A 20,565-nucleotide genomic window follows, 5' to 3' on the forward strand; every position below is an offset into this window, starting at 1 on the left:
CCGCGCGGGCTGAACTTTTTAGATTTAGGTGACTTTTTTGACCCGGGACTTCGTTAAAAATCGCGTTTTACTGACGCTGGTTATTCTGATTATTGCCGCCGGAAGCGGCCTGGCCTTTCTGAGCCATGCTCCGAACCGACTGGTGTCTGGCAAAGGGATCTCCCTCGCCAGCCTGCTCGACGGGCAGAGCCTGTGGCTGCTGCTGCCGGTGCTGCTCCTGCTGCTGCTCTCCTTCTTTACCCCTTCGCGCCGCAACATGATTGTGGTGATGCTGCTGGCGGAAATCTTGCTGTTTGGCCTGACGGCGTTGACCGGCCACGCAGCTATTGCGCTGACCGGCGGAGATGAAGATAGCGTGGCGAGAACCTCGTTCGGCGGGGCATTCTGGGCCAGCGCGGCGCTCTCTCTGCTTATCGCCTCTGATGCCATTTCCCGCATTACGCAAAGCCCGACGTGGCGCATCCTGCTCAACGTGCAGGTGGTTATTCCGGTGATTGCGCTGATTGTCACCGGCCAGCTCAGCGAACTGTCGCTGCTCAAAGAGTATGACAATCGCTCCGACGTGTTCAATGACGCGCTGTGGCAGCATCTCGGTATTCTGTTTGGCACGCTGGTTCCGGCCATTTTACTCGGCCTGCCGCTGGGCATTATTTGCCATCGCTCGGCTCGCTGGCAGACGCCAATCCTCTCGGTGCTCAACATCATTCAAACCGTGCCTTCGATTGCGCTGTTTGGCCTGCTGCTGGCGCCCCTTGCCGGGCTGGCGAAGGCGCTGCCGTGGCTGGCGGAGCACGGTATCAGCGGCATCGGGCTGGCCCCGGCGATTATCGCGCTGGTGCTTTATTCGCTGTTGCCGCTGGTGCGTAGCGTGATTGCCGGGTTGGATTCGGTCTCTCCGGGCGTGATTGAGTCGGCACGGGGCATGGGGATGAACCGGCTACAGGTGTTTTACAAAGTACAAATTCCTATCGCGCTGCCGGTGATCCTCACCGGTATTCGCATCGTCGCGGTGCAAACCGTCGGCATGGCGGTGGTGGCCGCGCTGATTGGCGCAGGCGGCTTCGGCGCCATTATGTTCCAGGGGCTGCTGAGCAGCGCGCTGGATCTGGTTCTGCTCGGGGTGATCCCGGTGGTTCTAATGGCAGTCATCGTCGATGGCATCTTTAAATTCTTAGTCTCAATGTTGGAAACCTCACGCAGATGATTCATTTCAATCAGGTAAGCAAACACTTCGCCGGAAAAGCGGTGGTTCGGGATCTGACGCTGGAGATGTCCAAGGGCGAGTTTACGGTGCTGATTGGCACCTCCGGCTCGGGCAAATCCACGACGCTGAAGATGATTAACCGTCTGGTGGAGCACGATCAGGGACAGATCACCTTTGCCGGTGAGCCTATCAGTCAATTCCGCGCGCAGGATTTGCGCCGCCGCATGGGTTACGCCATTCAGTCAATCGGCCTGTTCCCGCACTGGACGGTGGAAGAGAATATCGCCACCGTGCCGCAACTGCTCAAATGGCCGAAGGCCAAAATTCGCGACCGCGTGACCGAGCTGATGGAGCTGCTGCATCTCGACCCAAACCAGTTCCGCCATCGCTACCCGCACCAGCTTTCTGGCGGCCAGCAGCAGCGCGTGGGCGTGGCTCGCGCACTGGCCTCTGACCCCGAAGTGCTGTTAATGGACGAACCTTTTGGCGCCCTCGACCCAGTCACTCGCGCCACTTTGCAGCAAGAAGTGGCGCGAATTCATCAGCTTACTAATCGCACCATTGTGCTGGTGACGCATGATATTGATGAAGCGCTGAGCCTGGCGGACCGCATTGTGTTGCTCAATGAAGGGCAGGTAATTCAGCAGGGCACGCCGCTGGAAATGCTGACCAAGCCCGCCACACCGTTTGTGCGTGACTTCTTCGGGCGCAGCGACATGGGCATCAAGCTGCTCTCTTTAGGGCTGGTGGGCGAGCGCACCCGTCGCGGCGAAACCTTGCCAACTTCCATTGAGCCGATTGCCGCCTCCATGACGCTGCGTGAAGCGCTGTCGGTCTTTGTCGCCCGCCACGTCGAGCAGCTGCCGGTGATTGACGACGCCGGGCAGCCGCTGGGCGTGCTGCACTTCGGCGATTTGGTGGCCGAAAGGAGTGAAGCATGACCTTGCGTTGGCTGAAAGATCCGCTGCCATGGGTGATCCTGCTGCTGGTTGTGCTGGTGTTTGGCATGACCTCGCTCGGCGGCTTATTCCACTGGATGTTTCCAGCGCTAGACCGTCCGGTATATCTGCAAGAGAGCTTTGCCTCGCTGGTGCGCGCGCACCTGCTGCTGGTCGGCGTCTCCAGCCTGATTGCCGTAGTGATTGGCGTTGCAGCGGGGATTGGCGTCACGCGTCACGCGGGCAAGGAGTTCCGCTCGTTGGTAGAAACCATTGTGGCGATGGGTCAGACTTTCCCGCCGGTTGCGGTGTTAGCCGTGGCGGTGCCGGTGATGGGCTTTAGCGAGAAACCGGCGATTATCGCGCTGGTGCTGTACGGGCTGCTGCCTATCCTGCAAGGGACCATTGCCGGGATTGAGTCAGTCCCGGCCTCGGCGCGGGAAATCGCGCAGGGCGTCGGCATGAGCCGCTGGCAAATTCTGCGCAAGGTGGAGATCCCACTGGCCGCGCCGGTGATTGTCTCCGGCATTCGCACCTCGGTGATCATCAATATCGGCACCGCGGCGATTGCCTCAAGCGTCGGTACCCAGAGTCTCGGCTCGCCGATCGTGATTGGCCTGAGTGGATTTAACACGGCCTATGTGTTGCAGGGGGCGATCATTGTCGCCTTGCTGGCGATCATTGTGGATATGGCTTTCGAACGCTGGAGCCGTCGCCTGCAACGCTGGCAGGTGACTCCGCCGCAGGAATAGCGCGGCAGAAAAGCAGGGGAGTTTTGAATCGAAACGCGTCTTAGGACGCGTTTTGTGTAGCAGGTGCAGGAACCACGGAAGGAGCGGAGCTGGTATCTGGCGCTTTATCTTCCTGAATCACCACTGCGTAACCTGCCACCATCACGCCGCCGATTGCGCCAATAGCCATCAGGCCGAACAGGGCGATAAGACATTTTTTGCCGAACGTATTCATTTGCGAACCTCTTAAATAATTGCCCGGAATTATAAGTCGTTTGCCCCCACCTGCAACAGTCTATTGATGCGCTTGTTACCTCGCGGAGAGGTTTTCGGTGCAAACCGCGTGCTAAAGAAACTTTTTCGTAACATCTGGACGTAATAGCACATATTTACTTGCCGCTCTGCCGAGCAATAGCGTTAACTGTTCGCCTTCTAACTAATTCTAAAAAAGTACTTACCATGACCCGAACAGCCTTCCGCTCCCTGCTGCCTTTAATCGGTGCACTTTTCGCGTTGTATTTTATCTGGGGTTCGACCTATTTTGTCATTCGCATCGGCGTAGAGAGCTGGCCGCCGCTGATGATGGCCGGTCTGCGCTTTTTCATCGCGGGCTGCGTGATGTTCACCTTTTTGCTACTGCGCGGCTATAAGTTCCCGACGCTGAAACAGTGGCTGTCGGCGGGGGCCATCGGCATTCTGCTGCTGGCGGTGGGCAATGGCCTGGTGACCGTCGCCGAGCATTTGGACGTGCCCTCCGGCATTGCCGCCGTGATGGTCGCCACCGTGCCGCTTTTTACTTTATGTTTCAGCCGCCTGTGGGGGATGCCGAACAGCCGTCTGGAGTGGACCGGCGTCGCCATCGGCCTGTTTGGCATTGTGTTGTTGAATACCGGCAGCAGCCTCGGCGGAAATCCCTGGGGCGCGGTACTGATTTTGATCGCTTCCATCAGCTGGGCTTTTGGCTCGGTATGGAGTTCACGCCTGACCTTGCCAACTGGCCTGATGGCCGGTGCCGCCGAGATGATTGTCGCGGGCGTCGTGCTGCTGGCCGCCAGTTATTTGAATGGCGAAAAACTCGCTGCCACGCCGTCGCTGAGTGGTTTTCTAACGCTGGGCTACCTGATGGTGTTCGGCTCGATGATTGCCATTAGCGCCTATATGTTCCTGCTGAAAACCGTTCGCCCGGCCATCGCCACCAGTTACGCCTACGTCAACCCCATCGTCGCCGTACTGATCGGCATCGGGTTCGGCGGCGAATGGCTATCCCCAGTAGAGTGGGTCGCGCTGGTAGTGATTTTATGCGCGGTGCTGTTGGTGACGCTTGGGAAGTTTGTGTTTGGGAGGAAACCGGCGGTGATTCAGGAGGTTAAGAGTAATCTTTGAGTCTTTAAATCTTCAAATTCTAGTTCAAAACCGTGGGCTCGCCGCCCACACTGGCCCAAAGGGTTTTAAACGAAACCCTTTGGAATCCTGCGTTCTTTGCTGTTGGAAGATCGAGGCTGCGCAGGGTTGTAATGGACGTGTTTCAGCGGCCACGGTGATCGTCGCGAAGTGCCGCCGCTTAGGCGGTTCCCGAATTTCAGGCTTCGAGACCAAAGGCTCGAAGCCTGAAGCGAAGGCACCGCCTAAGCGGCGACATTTTGCGGTGGATAATTGAAGTACCTGAAACACGTCCGCCCAACGAGCGGAGCGCGCAGTAAAGAGCCGGGGAGTCTTGAGGGGCGCGGCGATAGGCGCCCCTCGAGGCCGGTGTGGCGGCAGCGCACGGTTTTGAACTTAAACGGTGTGGGCCGACGCCCACGGTTTTGAAGTTGAAGTTGAAGTTGACTTAAGCAGGGCCCAACCCGGGGATATCTCTACCCCCTATGATACTTCCGACATGCAGAGACGAAGGATTCGAACAGCTGACGCGACACGGCGTCGGTCAAGCTGTGCCACTCGGGGTGCCACTGGACGCCGAGGGCGAAGGGGTGGCTGCGCACGCTGACGGCTTCCACCAGATTGTCCGGTGCGCGGGCCTCGACGCTAAGCTCTGCGCCCAGACGCTTCGCGCCTTGGCCGTGCAGTGAGTTCACCTGAAAAGACTGATAATCGGGCAGAAGCTCTGCCAGCAGGCCGCCCGGCTCGATGTTAACGGGGTGAACCAGCGCGAATTGCTCGTCGTGGGAGAGGGAGGTGTCCTCGCGGTGATCCATATAGCCCGGCTCTTCCTGTACTTTGCGATACAGGCTGCCGCCGGTGGCGACCACCAACTCCTGCATACCACGGCAGGCGGCGAGCAGAGGGATGCCTTGGGCTAAGGTCGCGCGGATCAGCGCAATACTTAGCTTGTCGCGCCCCGGATCGGCCAGCTCCTCGATACCGTCTTCGTTATACCAGTGCGGCTCGACATTGCTCGGGCTGCCGGTGAGGAAAATGCCGTCGAGACGTGCTAACACTTCCTCGATAGCGCCCTCCCGTGAGGCCAATTCGTGTGGCAAACAGACGGGGATGGCGTTGGCGTTGAAAATCGCGTCGAGATACTTCTCGTGTACGGTCAGTGCCGGGTTCTCATCAATGCTATTGGCACACATGACGACCCCAATGATCGGTCTGTAGCTCTCTTCTTTTCTGGCTGGTGCCTGGGAAAATATGGTGCTCATTTTACCGCCTCGTTGAGTGGTCGAAAGGGAAAGAAATCCGCGCCTTATCGCGTTTTGTTGCCTATTTTTTGGCTGTTATTCCATTAAAATTAGCAGCGGGGAGTTGCTTTTTCAAACCTATATGTAAAGGAATTGTTGCTATTGCAAAACAATTCTGATGGGTCTAGGGTTAATATTGAGACAAATATGTCTTCGAGGAATGAGGTGTGCCCCTTATATGATCTGAGAGTGCCGTTGCATTAAGAAGTTCGCAGTGAAGTAGTAAAGGCGGGGCATCATGGTGGTGTCGTGGTCGCCTCAATATCCGCCTCAAACCTGAGGCAAACGGTGGAAATTTTATGCAAACCTTAATTCTTGAATCGAATAGTTCCGAAGTTGAAGACTTCGCAGCACACGGCGAAGAGAAGCGAAGCAGCGCGTTCCAGGATGAAGTTAACCAATACCTGGAACGTCACCCACTTACTCTGCATGTCGATGTTCTTCTTACCGATTTAAATGGTACCTTCCGCGGAAAACGCATTCCCGTCTCTACTCTGCTTAAAGTCGAAAAAGGCTGTTACTTCCCTGCCTCCGTGTTTGCTATGGATATTCTTGGCAACGTGGTGGAAGAGGCGGGCCTTGGCCAAGAGCTAGGCGAGCCGGATCGCATTTGTCTTCCTATCCCCGGAACATTAACCCCCTCCGCTTCGGACCCAGAGCATATTGCTCAGCTGTTGCTGACCATGCTTGACGAAGATGGCACTCCCTTTGACGTTGAACCCCGCAATGTGCTGAATCACCTATGGCAAACATTGCGCCAGCGAGGATTATTCCCGGTGGTAGCGGTAGAGTTGGAGTTCTATCTGCTCGATAAGCAGCGAGATGCGGAAGGGTTTATTCAGCCACCTTGTAACCCGGGGACCACTGAGCGAAGTATTCATACTCAGGTCTATTCGGTAGATAATCTCGACCATTTCGCCGACGTTCTCAACGATATCGATCGCCTTGCTCTAATGCAAGGTCTGCCGGCCGATGGCGCGGTGGCGGAGTCATCTCCCGGCCAGTTCGAAATCAACTTGCACCACAGCGACAACATCCTGCGGGCCTGTGACCACGCGCTGGCGCTCAAGCGTTTAGTGCGTCTGGTGGCCGAAAATCATGGGATGGAAGCCACTTTTATGGCGAAACCTTATGATGATTACGCCGGTAGCGGCATGCACATTCATATCAGCGTGCTGGATGATAACGGCAAGAACCTGTTTGCTGGCACGGAGTCGGAAGACTCGGCGCTGATGAAACGCGCGTTGGCTGGTTTGATTGAGCTGATGCCTGCGTCGATGGCGATTTTAGCGCCGAACGTCAATGCTTTCCGCCGATTCCAGCCCGGCATGTATGTGCCAACGCAGGCGTCGTGGGGGCATAACAACCGTACCGTGGCGCTGCGCGTGCCGTGTAGCGGTGCTGTTGACCACCGCGTGGAGTATCGCGTTGCCGGTGCCGATGCCAACCCGTATCTGGTAGTGGCAACTGTACTTGCCGGGATGTTACATGGATTTGACAATGAACTGCCTCTGCCGGAACCCGTCACGGGTAATGGTCTGGAGCAGGAAGGTATTCCGTTACCTATTCGTCAGAGTGATGCCTTGGCAGCCTTTGACGAGCAGGGCGCGCTGAAGAAATATCTTGGGGAGCGTTTCTCGCAGGTCTATCACGCGTGTAAATCTGATGAACTGTTACAGTTCGAGCGTCGAGTGACTGAAACAGAAATCGATTGGATGCTGCGCAATGCCTAAGGTGCTGATGAGGCTGGGACAAATATCGATTGTTTATTGACCAGACCTAACGCGTAGAAAGAAATTGCATTTGAGGGCTTCAAAATCTTGTCATCGGCCCTCGATTTAGTGCAAAATACGCCACATGCAGAATAACCGACGCTTAAAGGCGCCGGTTATTTTTTTTGCATTGTGAGTTACACAAACTAAATTCAACAGAGGCCGGACCTAGATCCGGATAGATAACCAGGTTCGTGTGCGACCCCAAATTACTAAACGGTCGCCACTATGAGGAAATGCATGATGGGGCAATACTTTAAACCAGTACCGGTACCCGCCGGTCTCTTTGTCAGCTGCGGCCAACAACGCTCAGCCTTCACTTGCGTGCACAACGATGTGAAGCTCAATCCTCCGTTCTCTGGTTATTCAACACGAAGTTTTCCCTGTACTTTGCGCACGGAGACGTTTACACGTCCTATGCATGCAAATCAGGGAGGGCTGAGCCATGTCTGCTAATGTCTCTTCTGCCGCTCCGGCAACCAATCGCGTACAGCTGCGTAAAACCCTGACTTTGGTTCAGGTTGTGATGATGGGTCTCGCCTATCTGCAACCCATGACCATTTTCGATACCTTTGGCATTGTGTCCGGTCTGACTGACGGCCACGTGGCAACGGCGTATATCTTCGCGCTGATCGCGGTACTCTTTACTGCGGTAAGTTACGGCAAGCTGGTTCGCCGCTTCCCGTCTGCGGGTTCTGCATATACTTACGCACAGAAAGCCATCAGCCCGCACGTCGGCTTTATGGTTGGCTGGTCATCCCTGCTGGACTACCTGTTCATGCCGATGATCAACATCCTGTTGGCGAAAATTTACCTGGAAGCTATCTTCCCGGGCGTACCGTCGTGGATTTTCGTGACCGCGCTGGTGGCGATGATGACGGCCTTTAACCTGCGTGGCATCAAGGTTGTTGCCAACCTCAACAGCATCATCGTTGTGGTTCAGGTCGCCATTATGGTGGTGTTCATGGGTCTGCTTATCCGTGGCGTTTACATGGGTGAGGGCGCAGGGACGCTGGCAAGTACGAAACCATTCTTCAGTGAGAACGCACACGTGGTGCCGATGATCACCGGGGCAACGATTCTGTGCTTCTCGTTCTTGGGCTTTGACGGCATCAGTTCCCTGTCTGAAGAGACGCCGAACGCCGGTAAAGTTATTCCGAAAGCGATTTTCCTGACTGCGCTGATTGGCGGCATCATCTTTGTTGTGGTGTCTTACTTCCTGCAACTGTACTTCCCGGATATCTCGCGTTTCCACGATCCGGACGCATCACAGCCAGAAATCATGCTGTATGTGGCAGGCAAGTTCTTCCAGTCAGTGATCCTGTGCTTTAGCTGCGTGACGGTATTGGCGTCAGGCATGGCGGCACACGCCGGTGTTTCACGTCTGCTGTACGTGATGGGCCGTGATGGCGTATTCCCGGAAAAACTGTTCGGCTACGTGCATCCAAAATGGCGTACCCCGACCTTCAACGTGATGTTGGTCGGCGTAGTGGCAATGTCCGCTGTAACCTTTGACCTGGTGACTGCAACGGCGTTGATTAACTTTGGTGCGCTGGTGGCCTTCACCTTTGTGAACCTGTCGGTTATTTCGCAGTTCTACATTCGTGAGCAGAAGAACAAGACCTTCAAAGATCACCTGCATTATCTGATTCTGCCAGTGATTGGTGCCCTGACCGTCGGCGCGCTGTGGTTGAACCTCGAAGCCAGCTCAATGACGCTGGGTCTGGTTTGGGGCGCAATTGGTTTAGGTTATTTAGCCTTTATCACCAATTTCTTCCGCCAGCAGCCGCCGCAGATGAGTGGCGAAATCGCTCCAGAAGCATAAGTTTAAAAGGGACCCGCAAGGGTCCTTTTTTTTGCCCTTTGGAAAGGGCAGGAAACTTTCTTTTAAGGTCTCAAGGTCGTGCGCTGCCGCCACACCGCCAAAACCTTGCGTTGCCACGCAAACTGGCCCAGAAGGCGCGTAAGCGCGCGCCCTCTGGACACCCGCGCTTTTTATTGCTGGAAGATCGAGGCTGCGCAGGGTTGGAATGGACATGTTTCAGCAGCCACTGTGTTCGCCGCGAAGTGCCGCCGCTTAGGCGGTTCCCGAATTTCAGGCTTCGAGCCTTTGGTCTCGAACCATTCATTCGGCGTCACTTCTGAACGCGACCTACTGGCATTTACACCGAACCTTTCCATCAAACTCTTCAAAAATCTGAAAACCTCTGAAACGGCACGACCGAGATGCTCAAAACCGCAGTCAAAAATGGCGCTGAGCGAGAGGTTCGAGACCCAAGGCTCGAATCCCGTGGCGAAGGTACCGCCTAAGCGGCGACATTTTGCGGTGTGAACCTAAGCCCCTGAAACATGTCCATTTCTACGAGCGAAGCGCGCAGTGAAAGAGCCGGGGAGTCTTGAGGGGCGCGGCGATAGGCGCCCTTCAAGGCCGGTGTGGCGGCAGCGCACGGTTTTGACCTTAAAGGCCAGTGTGGGCGGCGAGCCCACGGTTTTGAAGTTGAAGTTGAAGTTGAAGTTGAAGTTGAAGTTGAAGTTAAAAGCGTAACCCTACCGTTACGCCACCAACCCCTTCCCATAATCAAATAGCGCCTTCAGCAGGGCGGTTTTCTCGGCATCATCCTCGTACAAGTTGTACAGCGACTCTAACTGCAACACGTAATCTTGCACGCGTTCGGCGTTGAGTTTTTCCTGACGATGCTCACGCCAGCGGCGCTGCTCGGCGTCGGTGAGGGTGGTGGGGAAATTGCGGGCGCGATAGCGAAATAGCAGCGTTTCGATGCGTGAATCGTTAAAAGTTAAATCTAGGGCTGGCAGATTTTCCGGTTTGGTTTCCAGAATAATGCGCATCGCGGCGCGGTCGGCGTCGCTGAAGAAACCGTCGTACAGGCGGGCATCGACGTCGTCGGAGCCTTTAAACGGCTCGGCCTCGGCGAACAAGGCCACCACTTTTTCGCGCACTTGGGTGTTCTGGCGCAAAAGTTGCAGATTTTGCAGGCAACGCTCGCGATCAATGCCCAAACGCTCAGCATTTTCGGGTAATAGCGTTTTAGCTGGAGCTACCACTGGGCACTTATTAATGTGCAATAGCTTGATCGGCAATGGCGACTGGCCCGGCTCGAGGGCTTCGCGACGGGTGTACAGCCGTTCGCGCATTGCATCGGCGTCCAGCTCGAGAAGTGGGGTCATATCGCCACCCAAATCACAGACAATCACCGCGTTTTTATTCTCCGGATGCCACGCCAGCGGCGCTATCCACGCCGTGTTGCCACGGGCCGCGCCGAACATGCCGGAAACGTGAACCAGCGGCGTCATGGCCGGAATGTCGATTAACGCATTGATTTTATGCTTATTACGATGCTCAAGCAGGAAGGCGAACAGGCGCGGCTGGGCCTGTTTCACCAACTTGGCCATGGCAATGGTGGCGTAAACGTCGGCCATGGCGTCGTGGGCATTTTCATGTTCGATACCGTTGGCTTTGGTCAGATGCTCGAGGCGGAAACTCGGGAAACCGTCGTCGTTTTCCGGCCAGTTAATGCCGTCCGGTCGCAGGGCGTAGCAGGCGCGCATGACGTCGAGCAGATCCCAGCGAGAATTGCCATATTGCCAGCTGTAGGCATAAGGATCGTAGAAGTTACGGTAGAAAATGTTGCGGCTGACTTCATCATCAAATCGGATGTTGTTATAGCCCACAATGCAGGTGCCCGGCACGCTAAAGGCTTGGTGGATCTGCGCGCTGAACTCCGCCTCGCTTAGCCCCTTCTCCAGCGCTAGCTGTGGCGTAATGCCGGTTATCATCACGGCTTCAGGCTCGGGCAAATAGTCATCAGACGGGCGGCAGTAAATCACGAGCGGCTCTTCAATGATGTTGAAATCCTCATCGGTGCGCACACCGGCGAACTGCGCAGGGCGGTCCAGCGCCGGATTCTTACCGAAGGTTTCATAGTCATGAAAGTAGAAGGTTTTTTGCGGCTTGTCTGACATTGCGGAATTGACCCTTAATCGCGGCGAAATGTGATGTTGCGGCATAGCAAACAGCCGTTAAGGATACCACTCGACAGCCAGATGTCATGGGGAAATCTGTCAAGCTTCGGCATGTGCTGGATATTCGACTAAAGTTTGATTCAACCCCAGTAAAACCGCAGTGATCCCCCACCGCAACTCGGCTAAACTACCCGCCATCGATTCTTCCGCTTTAAGAATGGGCACCGCATGCGTCTGGACAAGAAAATCTCGCCGCTGGATAACGTGATTTATAGTAATTACCGCATCACTCACGCACTGCGGATCGCGCTGGCGTTCATTCTGACCTTCCTGATTGTGCGTCTGACGGAGATCCCCGAAGGCACCTGGCCGCTGATCACCTTAGTGGTGGTGATGGGGCCGATCTCCTTCTGGGGCAATGTGTTGCAGCGCGTGGCGGAGCGTATCGCGGGCACGGTTTTTGGCTCGGCGTCCGGGCTGATTGCGCTTTGGCTCGAACTTTATTCTCTGCCTTTAATGCTGATGTGGTGCGGCGTGGTGATGTTCGTCAGTGGCTATCTGACCCTCGGCAAGCGACCCTATATGGCGCTGCTGATCGGCGTAACGCTGGCGGTGGTCTGCGGCGCGGGGCCGGGGGACATGCACACCGCGCTGTGGCGTTCGGGGGACGTGGTGTTCGGCTCCTTGCTGGCGCTGTTCTTCGCCAGTATCTACCCGCAGCGCGCCTTTATTCACTGGCGCATGCAGATGGCGGATTACCTGACCTCGCTGAATAAGCTTTACAGCGCCTGGCTGTCGCCGAACATGCTGGAAAGGCCCCATCTGGAAGGCAAGCTGAAAAAATCCATGAACCAGATGGTGAAGATGCGCGCCCTGTTTGCGCCAGCCAGCAAAGAGTCGCATATCCCGCGCGAAGTCTTTGACGCCATTCAGACCCTGAGCCGCAACCTGTTGTGTACGCTGGAATTACTGGCAGATGCCTACTGGAGTTCCCGCGAAAGCCACTACCTGATGCTCAATGCCCGCAGCTTGCGCAGTGCGCAGTTGTTGATGCTCGACTCGCTGGAAAAGCTCAGCGATATGCTGCTCAATGGCACGAAAGGTGATGAAGGCGCGCTGAATCATCAGTTGAATGAATCAGTGGAAGAGCTAAAACAGCTGATGCAGGAGATGAACGCCAGCCAGCACTTGGAAGCGCCCATCTACGGCTATGTGTGGCTGAGCATGCAAGTTGCCGAGCAATTGCAGGCCTTGGGGGATCTGATAACCATGACCATGCGCAAGGAAGAGGTGCAAATTCCCGCCAATCCGCTGGAGAAAGCGTGATGGCATTTTTGTCTGCCCATGAAAACGGGTAAGATAAAGCAATTGGACTTTCGTTCTGAACGCGCAGGCTTTTCCTGCTACGCTGTAACCTACGTTCCGGGCAGTCAGTCACTGAATCTGTGTAACTTAATCGAAGGTGTTAAAATGGACAATATCAACAAGCCGAGTTTCCATGACGTACTGGAGTTCGTACGAATTTTCCGCCGCAAGAACAAACTGCAACGCGAAATTGCTGATAACGAAAAGAAAATCCGTGATAACCAGAAACGTGTGTTGCTGCTCGACAACCTGAGCGATTACATCAAACAGGGTATGAGCATCGACGAAATTCAGGCGATTATTGCCAGCATGCGCGGCGACTATGAAGATCGCGTTGATGACTACATCATCCGTAATGCTGACCTGTCAAAAGAACGCCGCGAGATGTCTAAAAAGCTGAAAGCGATGGGCGAAATCAAAGCCAACGAAAGCAAATAAGCCGCTGTAAAAGCACCAAATAAATAAGGCCCTGTCAGCAACGACAGGGCCTTTTACTTTATATAGCGCTCAGTCAGACCGAGGCAGGCTGGGCTACCGAGCTTTCTTCTGGCTTCTCATTCTCCAGCTTTTGCCTTTTACGCAGGCTTGGGAACCATGCCATCCACAGGCCGACCACGATAATAGTGCCCACGCCGCCGAGCGCGGCGGCGGGAACGGCCCCCAGCCAGGCGGCCAACAGCCCGGATTCAAATTCGCCGAGCTGATTCGAGGTGTTGATAAATATCGAGTTTACCGCGCTGACGCGCCCGCGCATGTCGTCGGGCGTGTCGAGCTGCACCAGCGCGCCGCGGATCACCATACTCACCATGTCAAATCCGCCGAGGAAGAACAGGGCAATAATTGACAGCCACAGGGTGCTCGACAGGGCAAATATCAGGGTTGCTACACCAAAACCGGCCACTGACATAAACATGATCATGCCGACGTTGCGGGTCATCACCCGGCGGCTCAGCCAGAAGCCCACCAGCAGCCCGCCCACCGCCGGCGCGCCGCGCAGCAGGCCCAGACCCCAAGGGCCGGTGTGCAGAATATCTTTGGCGAAGATCGGCAACAGCGCGGTGGCGCCGCCGAGCAGTACGGCAAACAGGTCGAGGGAAATCACGCCCAAAACGTCTTTGCGATTGCGAATAAAGCGAATACCGGCAAATAGCGTGGCGAAGGTGGCCGGAACACGTTTCGGCTGCGCTTGCTCATACTGCAAACGGCTGACCATCACAATCGACAGCAGATACAGCGCGGCGCAGACCGCGTAGGCGGCACCCGAACCGGCAATATACAAGAACCCGCCAATTGCCGGGCCAACCATGGCAGCTGCTTGCCCAGCCACCGCGTTGGCGGCCATGGCGCGAGCCAGCATTGACGGCGGCACCAGCGCGGGCAACATGGACTGCATTGACGGCGCTTCCATGGCGCGCGCGGTCGAAATAAGAAAAATTAGCCCAAGAATACTGATTTCATTGATGTTCTGGGTGATAGCCAGCCCGGCCAGCGTGGCAATCGCCAGCCATTCGACAATCTGCCCCAACAGCACAATGCGCCGACGGTCAAACTGATCCGCCACGTGGCCCGCCACCAGTGCCAGTGTCACCGACGGCAAAAACTGCGCCAGCCCGATAAGACCCAGGTCCAAAGCCCGGCCGGTGATCGAATAGATCTGCCAACTGACCACGATTGATAAGATTTGGAACCCAAAGCTGGAGCCCGCACGGGCTATCCAGAAGGCAACAAATGAGCGGTGTTGCAGTAATGACGCCGAGTTAACGGGGTGTGGGGGCATAGTCAGTTCCTAAAAAGTCACTATGTTGCTGACAGCGGCAAAGGGAAAATCCTGCCGATAACCAGACAATAATTATTGGTATTAATAGCGGGGTAACTATTTTAATCGTTATTTTTATCACGAATAGTGAAAGATCACGAAGCGCTAAAAAAGCGTCAAAGCATTTAACTTATTAAAGGGATGAGGAGGGCGAGAGTGCCAACGGCCATGACGGGCGGGAAGTCATGCCGCTAGCCCTCGCGCTGGAGGGCTAACGGCGGCTTTCTTACACTAAAACGAACATGCCGTAAGGGTGGATTTGCAGGTAGAACTGGTCCCCGGCGCTCGGCTGGAGCTGGGTGGCGTTGACCTGCAACAGCAGCGATTGGCCGTTCCACTCCACCGTCACTTCATACTGCGGCCCCATGTAGGCGACGTGCGTGATGAAGCAGCGCTGGCTGTCGTCGCCCTGCAAGCCCAGCGTGATGGCCTCCGGGCGAACTCCCACAGTGCATTGTTGCAGCCCGTCGGCAAAGCCTGCCGGTTTCGGAATGTGGTAGCCAAAGATCTCCACGGTTTCGCGATGCAGGGCGGCCGGGAAGACGTTGGCGTCGCCCATAAAACTGGCCATAAAGCGCGACGCGGGCTGGCGATACAGCTCCTGCGGCGCGCCAATCTGCATAATCTTGCCTTTATTCATCACCAGCACGGTATCGGACACCGCAAACGCCTCGCTCTGGTCATGGGTGACGTACAGCGAGGTGATGTTGAACTGCTGCTGCAATTCGCGGATTTTCTCGCGCATGCTGCGACGCAGGTTGGCGTCGAGGTTACTCAGCGGCTCATCGAACAACAGCACTTTCGGTTTGAGGATCAGGGCGCGGGCCAGCGCCACGCGCTGCTGCTGGCCGCCGGAAATCTGGTCCACGTAGCGATCTTCGAAACCTTCTAAATCCACCAGAGAGAGCGCCTCGCGCACTCGCTCGCGAATTTCCGCCTTAGGTCTTCCCAGCATTTTCAGCCCATAGCCAATGTTCTCGCCCAGCGACATGTGCGGGAACAGGGCATAAGACTGGAACACCATGCAGATATCACGCTGCTGGATGGATCGGTCGGTCACGTCTTCGCCATCAATGAAAATCCGGCCCTCGGTCGGCTTCTCCAGCCCGGCGACCATGCGCAGCACGGTGGTCTTGCCGCAGCCGGACGGGCCGAGCAGGGTGACCATTTTGCCTTTCGGGATCGCCAGATCCAGGCCTTCCAACACGGTATTGTGACCAAAACGCTTGGCGACACCTTTCAGTTCAACAAAGCTTTTGGTGGTTTCAACCGGCGCGCGGCGCTCGGCTTGTAGAATCGTTGTCATAACAGCTCACTCCAGAATTATTGGCCGGTTTTGGCTTTGGAGCGGGAAATGCGCGCTTCGCCAACCAGATAGTCAAAGATGAAAATGATCGCCAGCATCACCACGATAAGAATCGAGCCGTAGGCGATAGCCACCCCGTACTCGCCATCTTCCACCCGGTTAAGGATGTAGGCCGTGGCGACGCGGGTGTCCGGCGTCACGAGGAAAACAATGGCGCTGACGGTAGTAATGGCGCGCACGAAGCTGTAAATCAGCGCCGACAGAATCGCCGGGCGCAGCAGCGGCAGCAGGATGTACATCACGGTGCGCATCGAGCCAGCGCGCAGGCTGAGTGAGGCTTCGTCGAGGGATTTGTCCAACTGACCCAGCCCGGCGATACCGGCGCGGATGCCCACCGGCACGTTACGCATCACCATCGAAATGATCACGATGGCGGCGGTCCCGGTGAGGTAAACCGGCGCGCTGTTAAAGGCCAGAATGTAGGAGATACCCGCCACGGTGCCCGGCACCGCGAAGCACAGCATGGTGCTGAACTCGATGGTCTTTTTGCCGCGGAACTGCTGGCGCACCACGATGTAGGCGATGAGCAGGCCGAACAGCGCGGTAATTGGCGCGGCGATACCGGCGTAGAGCAGGGTGTCGAGCAGCGAAGGCCATGCCCCGTCGCTAAAGCCTTGACCAAACAGCTTGGTGAAGTTAGCGAAGGTCAGGGTGTAGTCCACGCCCCAGTTGACGGTGAAGCTGCCGTAGAAAATGCTGCCGTAGAGCAGGGCGTTGAAGGCGACCCAGATGGCCAGCAGCAGCGTCACGCCCCACACCAGCGTCACCGGCAGCGGCTGCACGTCGCCACGGGAGGTTTTGCCGGAAATGGTGACGTAGGAGCGTTTGCCAATCCACATGTACTGCACGCAGAACACCAGCAGCGAGAACACCAGCAAAATCACCCCGAGGGTGCTAGCGGCCTGATAGTCGAGCTGCGCGCCGGTAATGTAGAAGTAGATTTGCGTCGCCAGCACGTCGAAGTTGCCGCCCAGCACCAGTGGGTTACTGAAGTCCGCCAGCGACTGCACGATAACAATCAGGAAGGCGTTAGCCAGCGCCGGTTTCAGCAGCGGCAGGAAGACGCGGTGGAAGGTCTGCCAGCGGCTGGCGCGCAAGGTGTATGAGGCTTCTTCCAGCGAGGGATGAATGGTTTTAATCGCGCCGTCGAGGATCATAAAGGCCATTGGCGTGAAGGCCAGAACCTGCGCCAGCCAAATTCCGGTAAAGCCGTACAGCCAGTTGGTATTGGTCAGCCCGAACCAGTTGGCCATAAATTCAGTGACATAGCCTGAGCGGCCCATCATCAGCGTGACGCCCAGCCCGACGATAAATGGCGGGGTGACAATCGGCAGAATCGAGAATACCCGGCCAATGATCGCCGAACGTTTGGCAATGCGCGTGGTGTAAATCGCCAGCACCAATCCGAAGAAGGTACAGCCAATCCCTACCGCCACGGATAGCAGAAAGGAGTTCCAAATCACCTGCAAGATGTGCGACTGGCCGAGCACGGCCATAAAGGCCAGTGGCGCAAATTCTCCGGCGTCGTTGGTGAACATTGGGATGAAAATCGCAATGCTTGGGAAGATGATAAACACGCCAATCATGGCGATGATGCAAATCAGCGAGCCGAGCACAAAACGGTCGCCGCCCAGCCACTCAAGGCGTGACAGCGCCAGCGTGCAGACCATGCCGAGGGCGATGAAAATCCCGATGCTGCCGTAGCCAAGGCCGCGCCCGACCAAGGTGGCGCTGACAATCATAAACAGCGCGCAGAACACTGACCATGCGGCGTCGAACTGGTGGCGACGGCGCGCTTCCAGCCGCTGCGCGTGGCGCGGGCGGAACAGCAGAACCATAGGTAACAGCAGCCACAGCAGGCTGACGTTCAGCCCAGACCAGCCGTAAGCCGCCAGAATTTCGTCCGCGGTGGACTCCAGCAAGCCATAGTCGAGGCTCCAGGCTGGCAGCAGTGCAAAGGCCAGCAGGATAAGTCCCAGCCACGCGAAAATCGGGTCGCGGCGCTGGATATCAGGCAGGCTGAGTGTATGAGACATGTTGTCCCCTCACATTTTAGGTGTTGAAAGAAAAAACTGAGTTAGAACCACTCTGCTCGTTCTAAAAGAAGAGCAGTTTTGCTCCCTCCCCTGGTAAGGGGAGGGCTGGGGTGGGGTATAAATGGCATCTCTGGCGTTGCCTGCCTCATCCCAGCCTTCCCCCGAAAGAGAAGGCGCTTTAGGCACTCAATAAATCGCGTGGGCCTTATTGTGTCGCTTTGCCCATCTTCACTTCGTTAACCCATTTAGTGATCAACGCCTTACGCATGTCGGACGCGCCGTACTTGTCCATGTCGTAGTTGATCAACTTAAGGTCACTCATTTTCAGCGAGTTTGGCGAGGTTTCAGCCGTGGTGTTGGTGAGAATTTGGTAGGACTGACCTTTCTTCCACGCCAGCTCCTGCGCGTCTTTGGACAGCGCCCAGTCAACAAACAGCTTGGCGTTGTCCAGGTTGCGCGCGCCTTTCAGGATGCTGACGCCGCCAATCTCATAGCCGGAACCTTCGCACGGAGAGATCAGCTTCAGCGGCGCGCCGCTCTCTTTCTCCTGCGCGTAGTCGTGCAAGAAGCCGATGCCAATCGCGGTTTCACCACGGGCGGCGTTGCGGGCCGGGGCGATGCCCGACTTGGTGTATTGGGAGATGTTGCCGTTGAGCTGTTTCAGGTAGTCGAAAGCCTGATCTTCACCCCACAGCTGGGAGAAGGTCGCCAGCGCGGTGTAGGCCGTGCCGGAGCTTTGCGGGTCGGCGATTTGGATTTCGTTTTTGTAAATCGGATTGGTCAGGTCCTTCCAGCACTTTGGCTCTGGCAGGTTTTTCTCTTTCAGGCGATTGGTGTTGACCCCTATGCCCAAAATGCCGATGTAGACCGCCGAGGAATAATTGCCTTTGCGCTTCGCCGGATCGCGGAAGTTCGGCATGATCTGCTCGAGGTTCGGCGACTTGTAGGCTTGCAGCAGGTCCATTTCACCGGCCTGAGATTGCGGATCCAGCGTGCCGCCGTACCAGACGTCAGCCTGCGGGTTCTTTTTCTCTGCTTCGACTTTTGCCAGCGTGCTGCCGGAGCCGTTGCGGATAAACGAGGTCTTCACGTCGTACTTCTCGCCGAAGGCTTTGGTTTCTTCTTCACACATGGCGTTGGTGGCGCTGCAATACACCACCAGGCGGCCCTTGGCTTGAGCCGCGCCGGTGAAGGCGGTGAGGGCCACGGCGGCGGCCAAAAGCGAGTATTTGTAGAGGGTAGGAGAGAGATGTTTTTTCATGGTGTTTTACCTTTTCTTCTTATGTTGTGGGACAGAACCTTGTTATATGTCCGGCGGCGCGGCGCTCAGTTCGCGCTTACTGATACCCGCCATCATCATCGGCATCAGCAGTAACCCAACGCAGGCCGAAGCCAGCGTCAGCACGGCGAAGAAGCCGGACCAACCGTAATGCTGCATCACCACCGCCAGCGGCCAACCCGCCAGCGCCGCGCCGAGGTAGGCAAACAGCCCGAGAAAGCCGGTCACCGTGCCCGCCGCGTCTTTGTGTGAATACTCCGTTGCTGCCAGCCCGATCAGCATCTGCGGGCCGAAAACAAAAAATCCGATACTGAAAAAGCTCAGGGCCAACAGGCCGAAGTGGTGGACCGGCGCCAGCCACAGGGCGGTGACCGTGACGAATAGCCCGAGCGAAAACAGCAAAATCATGGGGGCGCGCTGGCCGCGAAACAGCAGGTCGGAACCCCATCCGGCGAACAACGCGCCGAGCAGTCCGCCCAGCTCGAACAGCGACAGCGTGGCGTTGGCGCTCAGCAGATTGACACCGTGATTCTCCGCCAGCCAGATATTGCCCCAGTCATTCAGCGCGATGCGGATCAGGTAGACCAGCACGTAAGAGACGCCGAGCAGCCAGATGGTGCGGTTCTGCAAAATGGTCTGGCGCAGAATTTGCGTCATGCTCATCGGCGGACTTTGCTGCTCTTGCCGCAGCTCCAGCGGGTCGCGTCGCCACGCGCCCACCGTCGGCAAACCTTGCTGTTGCGGCGTGCCGCACAGCTGGCGGCACAGCCATAATCCAATCACTATTGCCACCACGCCCGGCACCAGCAGCGCCGCCTGCCAGCCCCACATCGAGGCCAGAAGGCCAGACAGCAGGGGCACCGCCGCGCCGCCGATATTGATCGAGGTGTTCCAGCATCCCCACCAGAAACCGCGCTCATTGCGCGAATACCAGTGGGTCAGCAATCGGGCGCACGGTGGCCAGCCCCAGCCTTGAAAGAACCCGTTTAGCGTCCAGACCACCAGCAGCGCGGTCAGCGAATGGCAGAAGGCGAACAGGATATTCAGCACCCCGGTCATCAGCAGGCCGACACCCATAAACCAGCGCGCGCCGGTCTTATCGCTATAAATCCCCGAAACAAATTTCGAGCTGCCATAAGCCAGATAAAACAGCGTGCCGAGCAGGCCGATGTCGCCTTTGGTCAGGCCAAGTTCCAGTTGCATCACCGGCATCGCGAAATTGACGCTTTTGCGCGTCAGGTAGAACGCGGCATAGCCAATCACCATCGACAGCAGCAGGTGAACTCGCCAGTAGCGATAGTTTTTGTCGACAAGTGAGGCTGACATCTGGGACATCGTTTAACTCCAACCTTATGAGCCGAGTGTAGGCAGGTGATTTTTGCAGCGGATGAGACAA

General features: G+C 56.5%; 16 protein-coding genes. 8 read left to right on the forward strand and 8 right to left on the reverse strand.

Annotated features, from left to right (window positions below):
• The first annotated feature begins 37 nt into the window (after positions 1-37).
• From SBO83_RS01900 to SBO83_RS01910, 3 genes are read left to right on the forward strand one after another with little or no spacing between them, the layout of a single operon-like run.
• Positions 38-1,204 (forward strand): ABC transporter permease subunit, encoded by a 1,167-nt coding sequence (locus SBO83_RS01900; RefSeq protein WP_396130281.1) that lies wholly within the window; start codon positions 38-40, stop codon positions 1,202-1,204.
• Positions 1,201-2,145, forward strand: a complete 945-nt coding sequence (locus SBO83_RS01905; RefSeq protein ID WP_396130282.1) for an ATP-binding cassette domain-containing protein — start codon at positions 1,201-1,203, stop codon at positions 2,143-2,145. The genes SBO83_RS01900 and SBO83_RS01905 overlap by 4 nt, the downstream gene beginning before the upstream one ends.
• Entirely contained in the window at positions 2,142-2,894 is a 753-nt protein-coding gene (locus SBO83_RS01910; RefSeq protein WP_396130283.1) for an ABC transporter permease subunit, read from the forward strand. Before SBO83_RS01905 ends, SBO83_RS01910 begins: the two co-directional genes overlap by 4 nt.
• A gap of 40 nt (positions 2,895-2,934) precedes the next feature.
• Here SBO83_RS01910 and SBO83_RS01915 read toward each other — a convergent pair whose 3' ends face one another.
• Positions 2,935-3,108, reverse strand: coding sequence for a hypothetical protein (locus tag SBO83_RS01915; RefSeq protein WP_185688239.1), 174 nt, complete (start codon positions 3,106-3,108; stop codon positions 2,935-2,937).
• Positions 3,109-3,332: 224 nt separating this feature from the next.
• On the opposite strand from SBO83_RS01915, the gene yedA reads away from it, so the two are divergent.
• Positions 3,333-4,256 (forward strand): drug/metabolite exporter YedA, encoded by a 924-nt coding sequence (gene yedA / locus SBO83_RS01920; protein WP_396130284.1) that lies wholly within the window; start codon positions 3,333-3,335, stop codon positions 4,254-4,256.
• A gap of 473 nt (positions 4,257-4,729) precedes the next feature.
• On the opposite strand, the gene puuD is transcribed toward yedA, so the two are convergent.
• Complete coding sequence (puuD, locus tag SBO83_RS01925; protein WP_396130285.1) at positions 4,730-5,515, reverse strand: gamma-glutamyl-gamma-aminobutyrate hydrolase; 786 nt, start codon at positions 5,513-5,515, stop codon at positions 4,730-4,732.
• A gap of 338 nt (positions 5,516-5,853) precedes the next feature.
• Between puuD and SBO83_RS01930 the strand changes: the two genes are divergently transcribed.
• Both SBO83_RS01930 and SBO83_RS01935 read left to right on the forward strand, forming a co-directional pair.
• On the forward strand, positions 5,854-7,287 hold the full coding sequence (locus tag SBO83_RS01930; protein WP_353502692.1) for a glutamine synthetase family protein: 1,434 nt from the start codon (positions 5,854-5,856) through the stop codon (positions 7,285-7,287).
• Between the two features lie 484 nt (positions 7,288-7,771).
• The gene (locus tag SBO83_RS01935) at positions 7,772-9,151 is read left to right on the forward strand and encodes an APC family permease (protein WP_353502691.1); all 1,380 of its coding nucleotides are present in this window, start codon (positions 7,772-7,774) and stop codon (positions 9,149-9,151) included.
• 728 nt (positions 9,152-9,879) lie between these two features.
• Here the strand turns inward: SBO83_RS01935 and sbcB are convergent.
• Positions 9,880-11,307 carry an exodeoxyribonuclease I gene (sbcB, locus tag SBO83_RS01940; RefSeq protein ID WP_396130286.1) on the reverse strand — a complete coding sequence of 476 codons (1,428 nt, stop codon included), beginning with the start codon at positions 11,305-11,307 and terminating at the stop codon, positions 9,880-9,882.
• 228 nt (positions 11,308-11,535) lie between these two features.
• Between sbcB and SBO83_RS01945 the strand changes: the two genes are divergently transcribed.
• Together SBO83_RS01945 and tmaR are read left to right on the forward strand one after the other, a co-directional pair.
• Positions 11,536-12,633 carry an FUSC family protein gene (locus SBO83_RS01945; RefSeq protein WP_034791571.1) on the forward strand — a complete coding sequence of 366 codons (1,098 nt, stop codon included), beginning with the start codon at positions 11,536-11,538 and terminating at the stop codon, positions 12,631-12,633.
• A 144-nt stretch (positions 12,634-12,777) separates the two neighbouring features.
• Positions 12,778-13,110, forward strand: coding sequence for a PTS system regulator TmaR (tmaR, locus tag SBO83_RS01950; protein WP_034791570.1), 333 nt, complete (start codon positions 12,778-12,780; stop codon positions 13,108-13,110).
• Between the two features lie 73 nt (positions 13,111-13,183).
• Here tmaR and SBO83_RS01955 read toward each other — a convergent pair whose 3' ends face one another.
• The 5 genes from SBO83_RS01955 to uhpC form a co-directional block, all read right to left on the reverse strand.
• The gene (locus tag SBO83_RS01955) at positions 13,184-14,449 is read right to left on the reverse strand and encodes an MFS transporter (protein ID WP_396130287.1); all 1,266 of its coding nucleotides are present in this window, start codon (positions 14,447-14,449) and stop codon (positions 13,184-13,186) included.
• A 265-nt stretch (positions 14,450-14,714) separates the two neighbouring features.
• Positions 14,715-15,794 carry a ferric ABC transporter ATP-binding protein gene (gene fbpC / locus SBO83_RS01960; protein WP_396130288.1) on the reverse strand — a complete coding sequence of 360 codons (1,080 nt, stop codon included), beginning with the start codon at positions 15,792-15,794 and terminating at the stop codon, positions 14,715-14,717.
• A gap of 17 nt (positions 15,795-15,811) precedes the next feature.
• Positions 15,812-17,890 (reverse strand): ABC transporter permease subunit, encoded by a 2,079-nt coding sequence (locus SBO83_RS01965; protein WP_396130289.1) that lies wholly within the window; start codon positions 17,888-17,890, stop codon positions 15,812-15,814.
• A 205-nt stretch (positions 17,891-18,095) separates the two neighbouring features.
• Positions 18,096-19,151: an ABC transporter substrate-binding protein gene (locus tag SBO83_RS01970; RefSeq protein WP_396130290.1), complete on the reverse strand. Its 1,056-nt coding sequence runs from the start codon at positions 19,149-19,151 to the stop codon at positions 18,096-18,098.
• Positions 19,152-19,193: 42 nt separating this feature from the next.
• Positions 19,194-20,504, reverse strand: a complete 1,311-nt coding sequence (gene uhpC, locus SBO83_RS01975) for an MFS transporter family glucose-6-phosphate receptor UhpC (RefSeq protein WP_034791557.1) — start codon at positions 20,502-20,504, stop codon at positions 19,194-19,196.
• Between the last annotated feature and the right edge of the window lie 61 nt (positions 20,505-20,565).

This window comes from Ewingella allii (genome assembly GCF_044430645.1).
GTDB lineage: Bacteria > Pseudomonadota > Gammaproteobacteria > Enterobacterales > Enterobacteriaceae > Ewingella > Ewingella allii.

Coding starts and splice junctions, on each gene's coding strand:
- SBO83_RS01905 (WP_396130282.1), top strand. CDS start 1,201: ATGATTCATTTCAATCAGGTAAGCAAACACTTCGCCGGAAAAGCGGTG.
- SBO83_RS01910 (WP_396130283.1), top strand. CDS start 2,142: ATGACCTTGCGTTGGCTGAAAGATCCGCTGCCATGGGTGATCCTGCTG.
- SBO83_RS01915 (WP_185688239.1), bottom strand. CDS start 3,108: ATGAATACGTTCGGCAAAAAATGTCTTATCGCCCTGTTCGGCCTGATG.
- yedA (WP_396130284.1), top strand. CDS start 3,333: ATGACCCGAACAGCCTTCCGCTCCCTGCTGCCTTTAATCGGTGCACTT.
- puuD (WP_396130285.1), bottom strand. CDS start 5,515: ATGAGCACCATATTTTCCCAGGCACCAGCCAGAAAAGAAGAGAGCTAC.
- SBO83_RS01930 (WP_353502692.1), top strand. CDS start 5,854: ATGCAAACCTTAATTCTTGAATCGAATAGTTCCGAAGTTGAAGACTTC.
- SBO83_RS01935 (WP_353502691.1), top strand. CDS start 7,772: ATGTCTGCTAATGTCTCTTCTGCCGCTCCGGCAACCAATCGCGTACAG.
- sbcB (WP_396130286.1), bottom strand. CDS start 11,307: ATGTCAGACAAGCCGCAAAAAACCTTCTACTTTCATGACTATGAAACC.
- SBO83_RS01945 (WP_034791571.1), top strand. CDS start 11,536: ATGCGTCTGGACAAGAAAATCTCGCCGCTGGATAACGTGATTTATAGT.
- tmaR (WP_034791570.1), top strand. CDS start 12,778: ATGGACAATATCAACAAGCCGAGTTTCCATGACGTACTGGAGTTCGTA.
- SBO83_RS01955 (WP_396130287.1), bottom strand. CDS start 14,449: ATGCCCCCACACCCCGTTAACTCGGCGTCATTACTGCAACACCGCTCA.
- fbpC (WP_396130288.1), bottom strand. CDS start 15,794: ATGACAACGATTCTACAAGCCGAGCGCCGCGCGCCGGTTGAAACCACC.
- SBO83_RS01965 (WP_396130289.1), bottom strand. CDS start 17,890: ATGTCTCATACACTCAGCCTGCCTGATATCCAGCGCCGCGACCCGATT.
- SBO83_RS01970 (WP_396130290.1), bottom strand. CDS start 19,151: ATGAAAAAACATCTCTCTCCTACCCTCTACAAATACTCGCTTTTGGCC.
- uhpC (WP_034791557.1), bottom strand. CDS start 20,504: ATGTCCCAGATGTCAGCCTCACTTGTCGACAAAAACTATCGCTACTGG.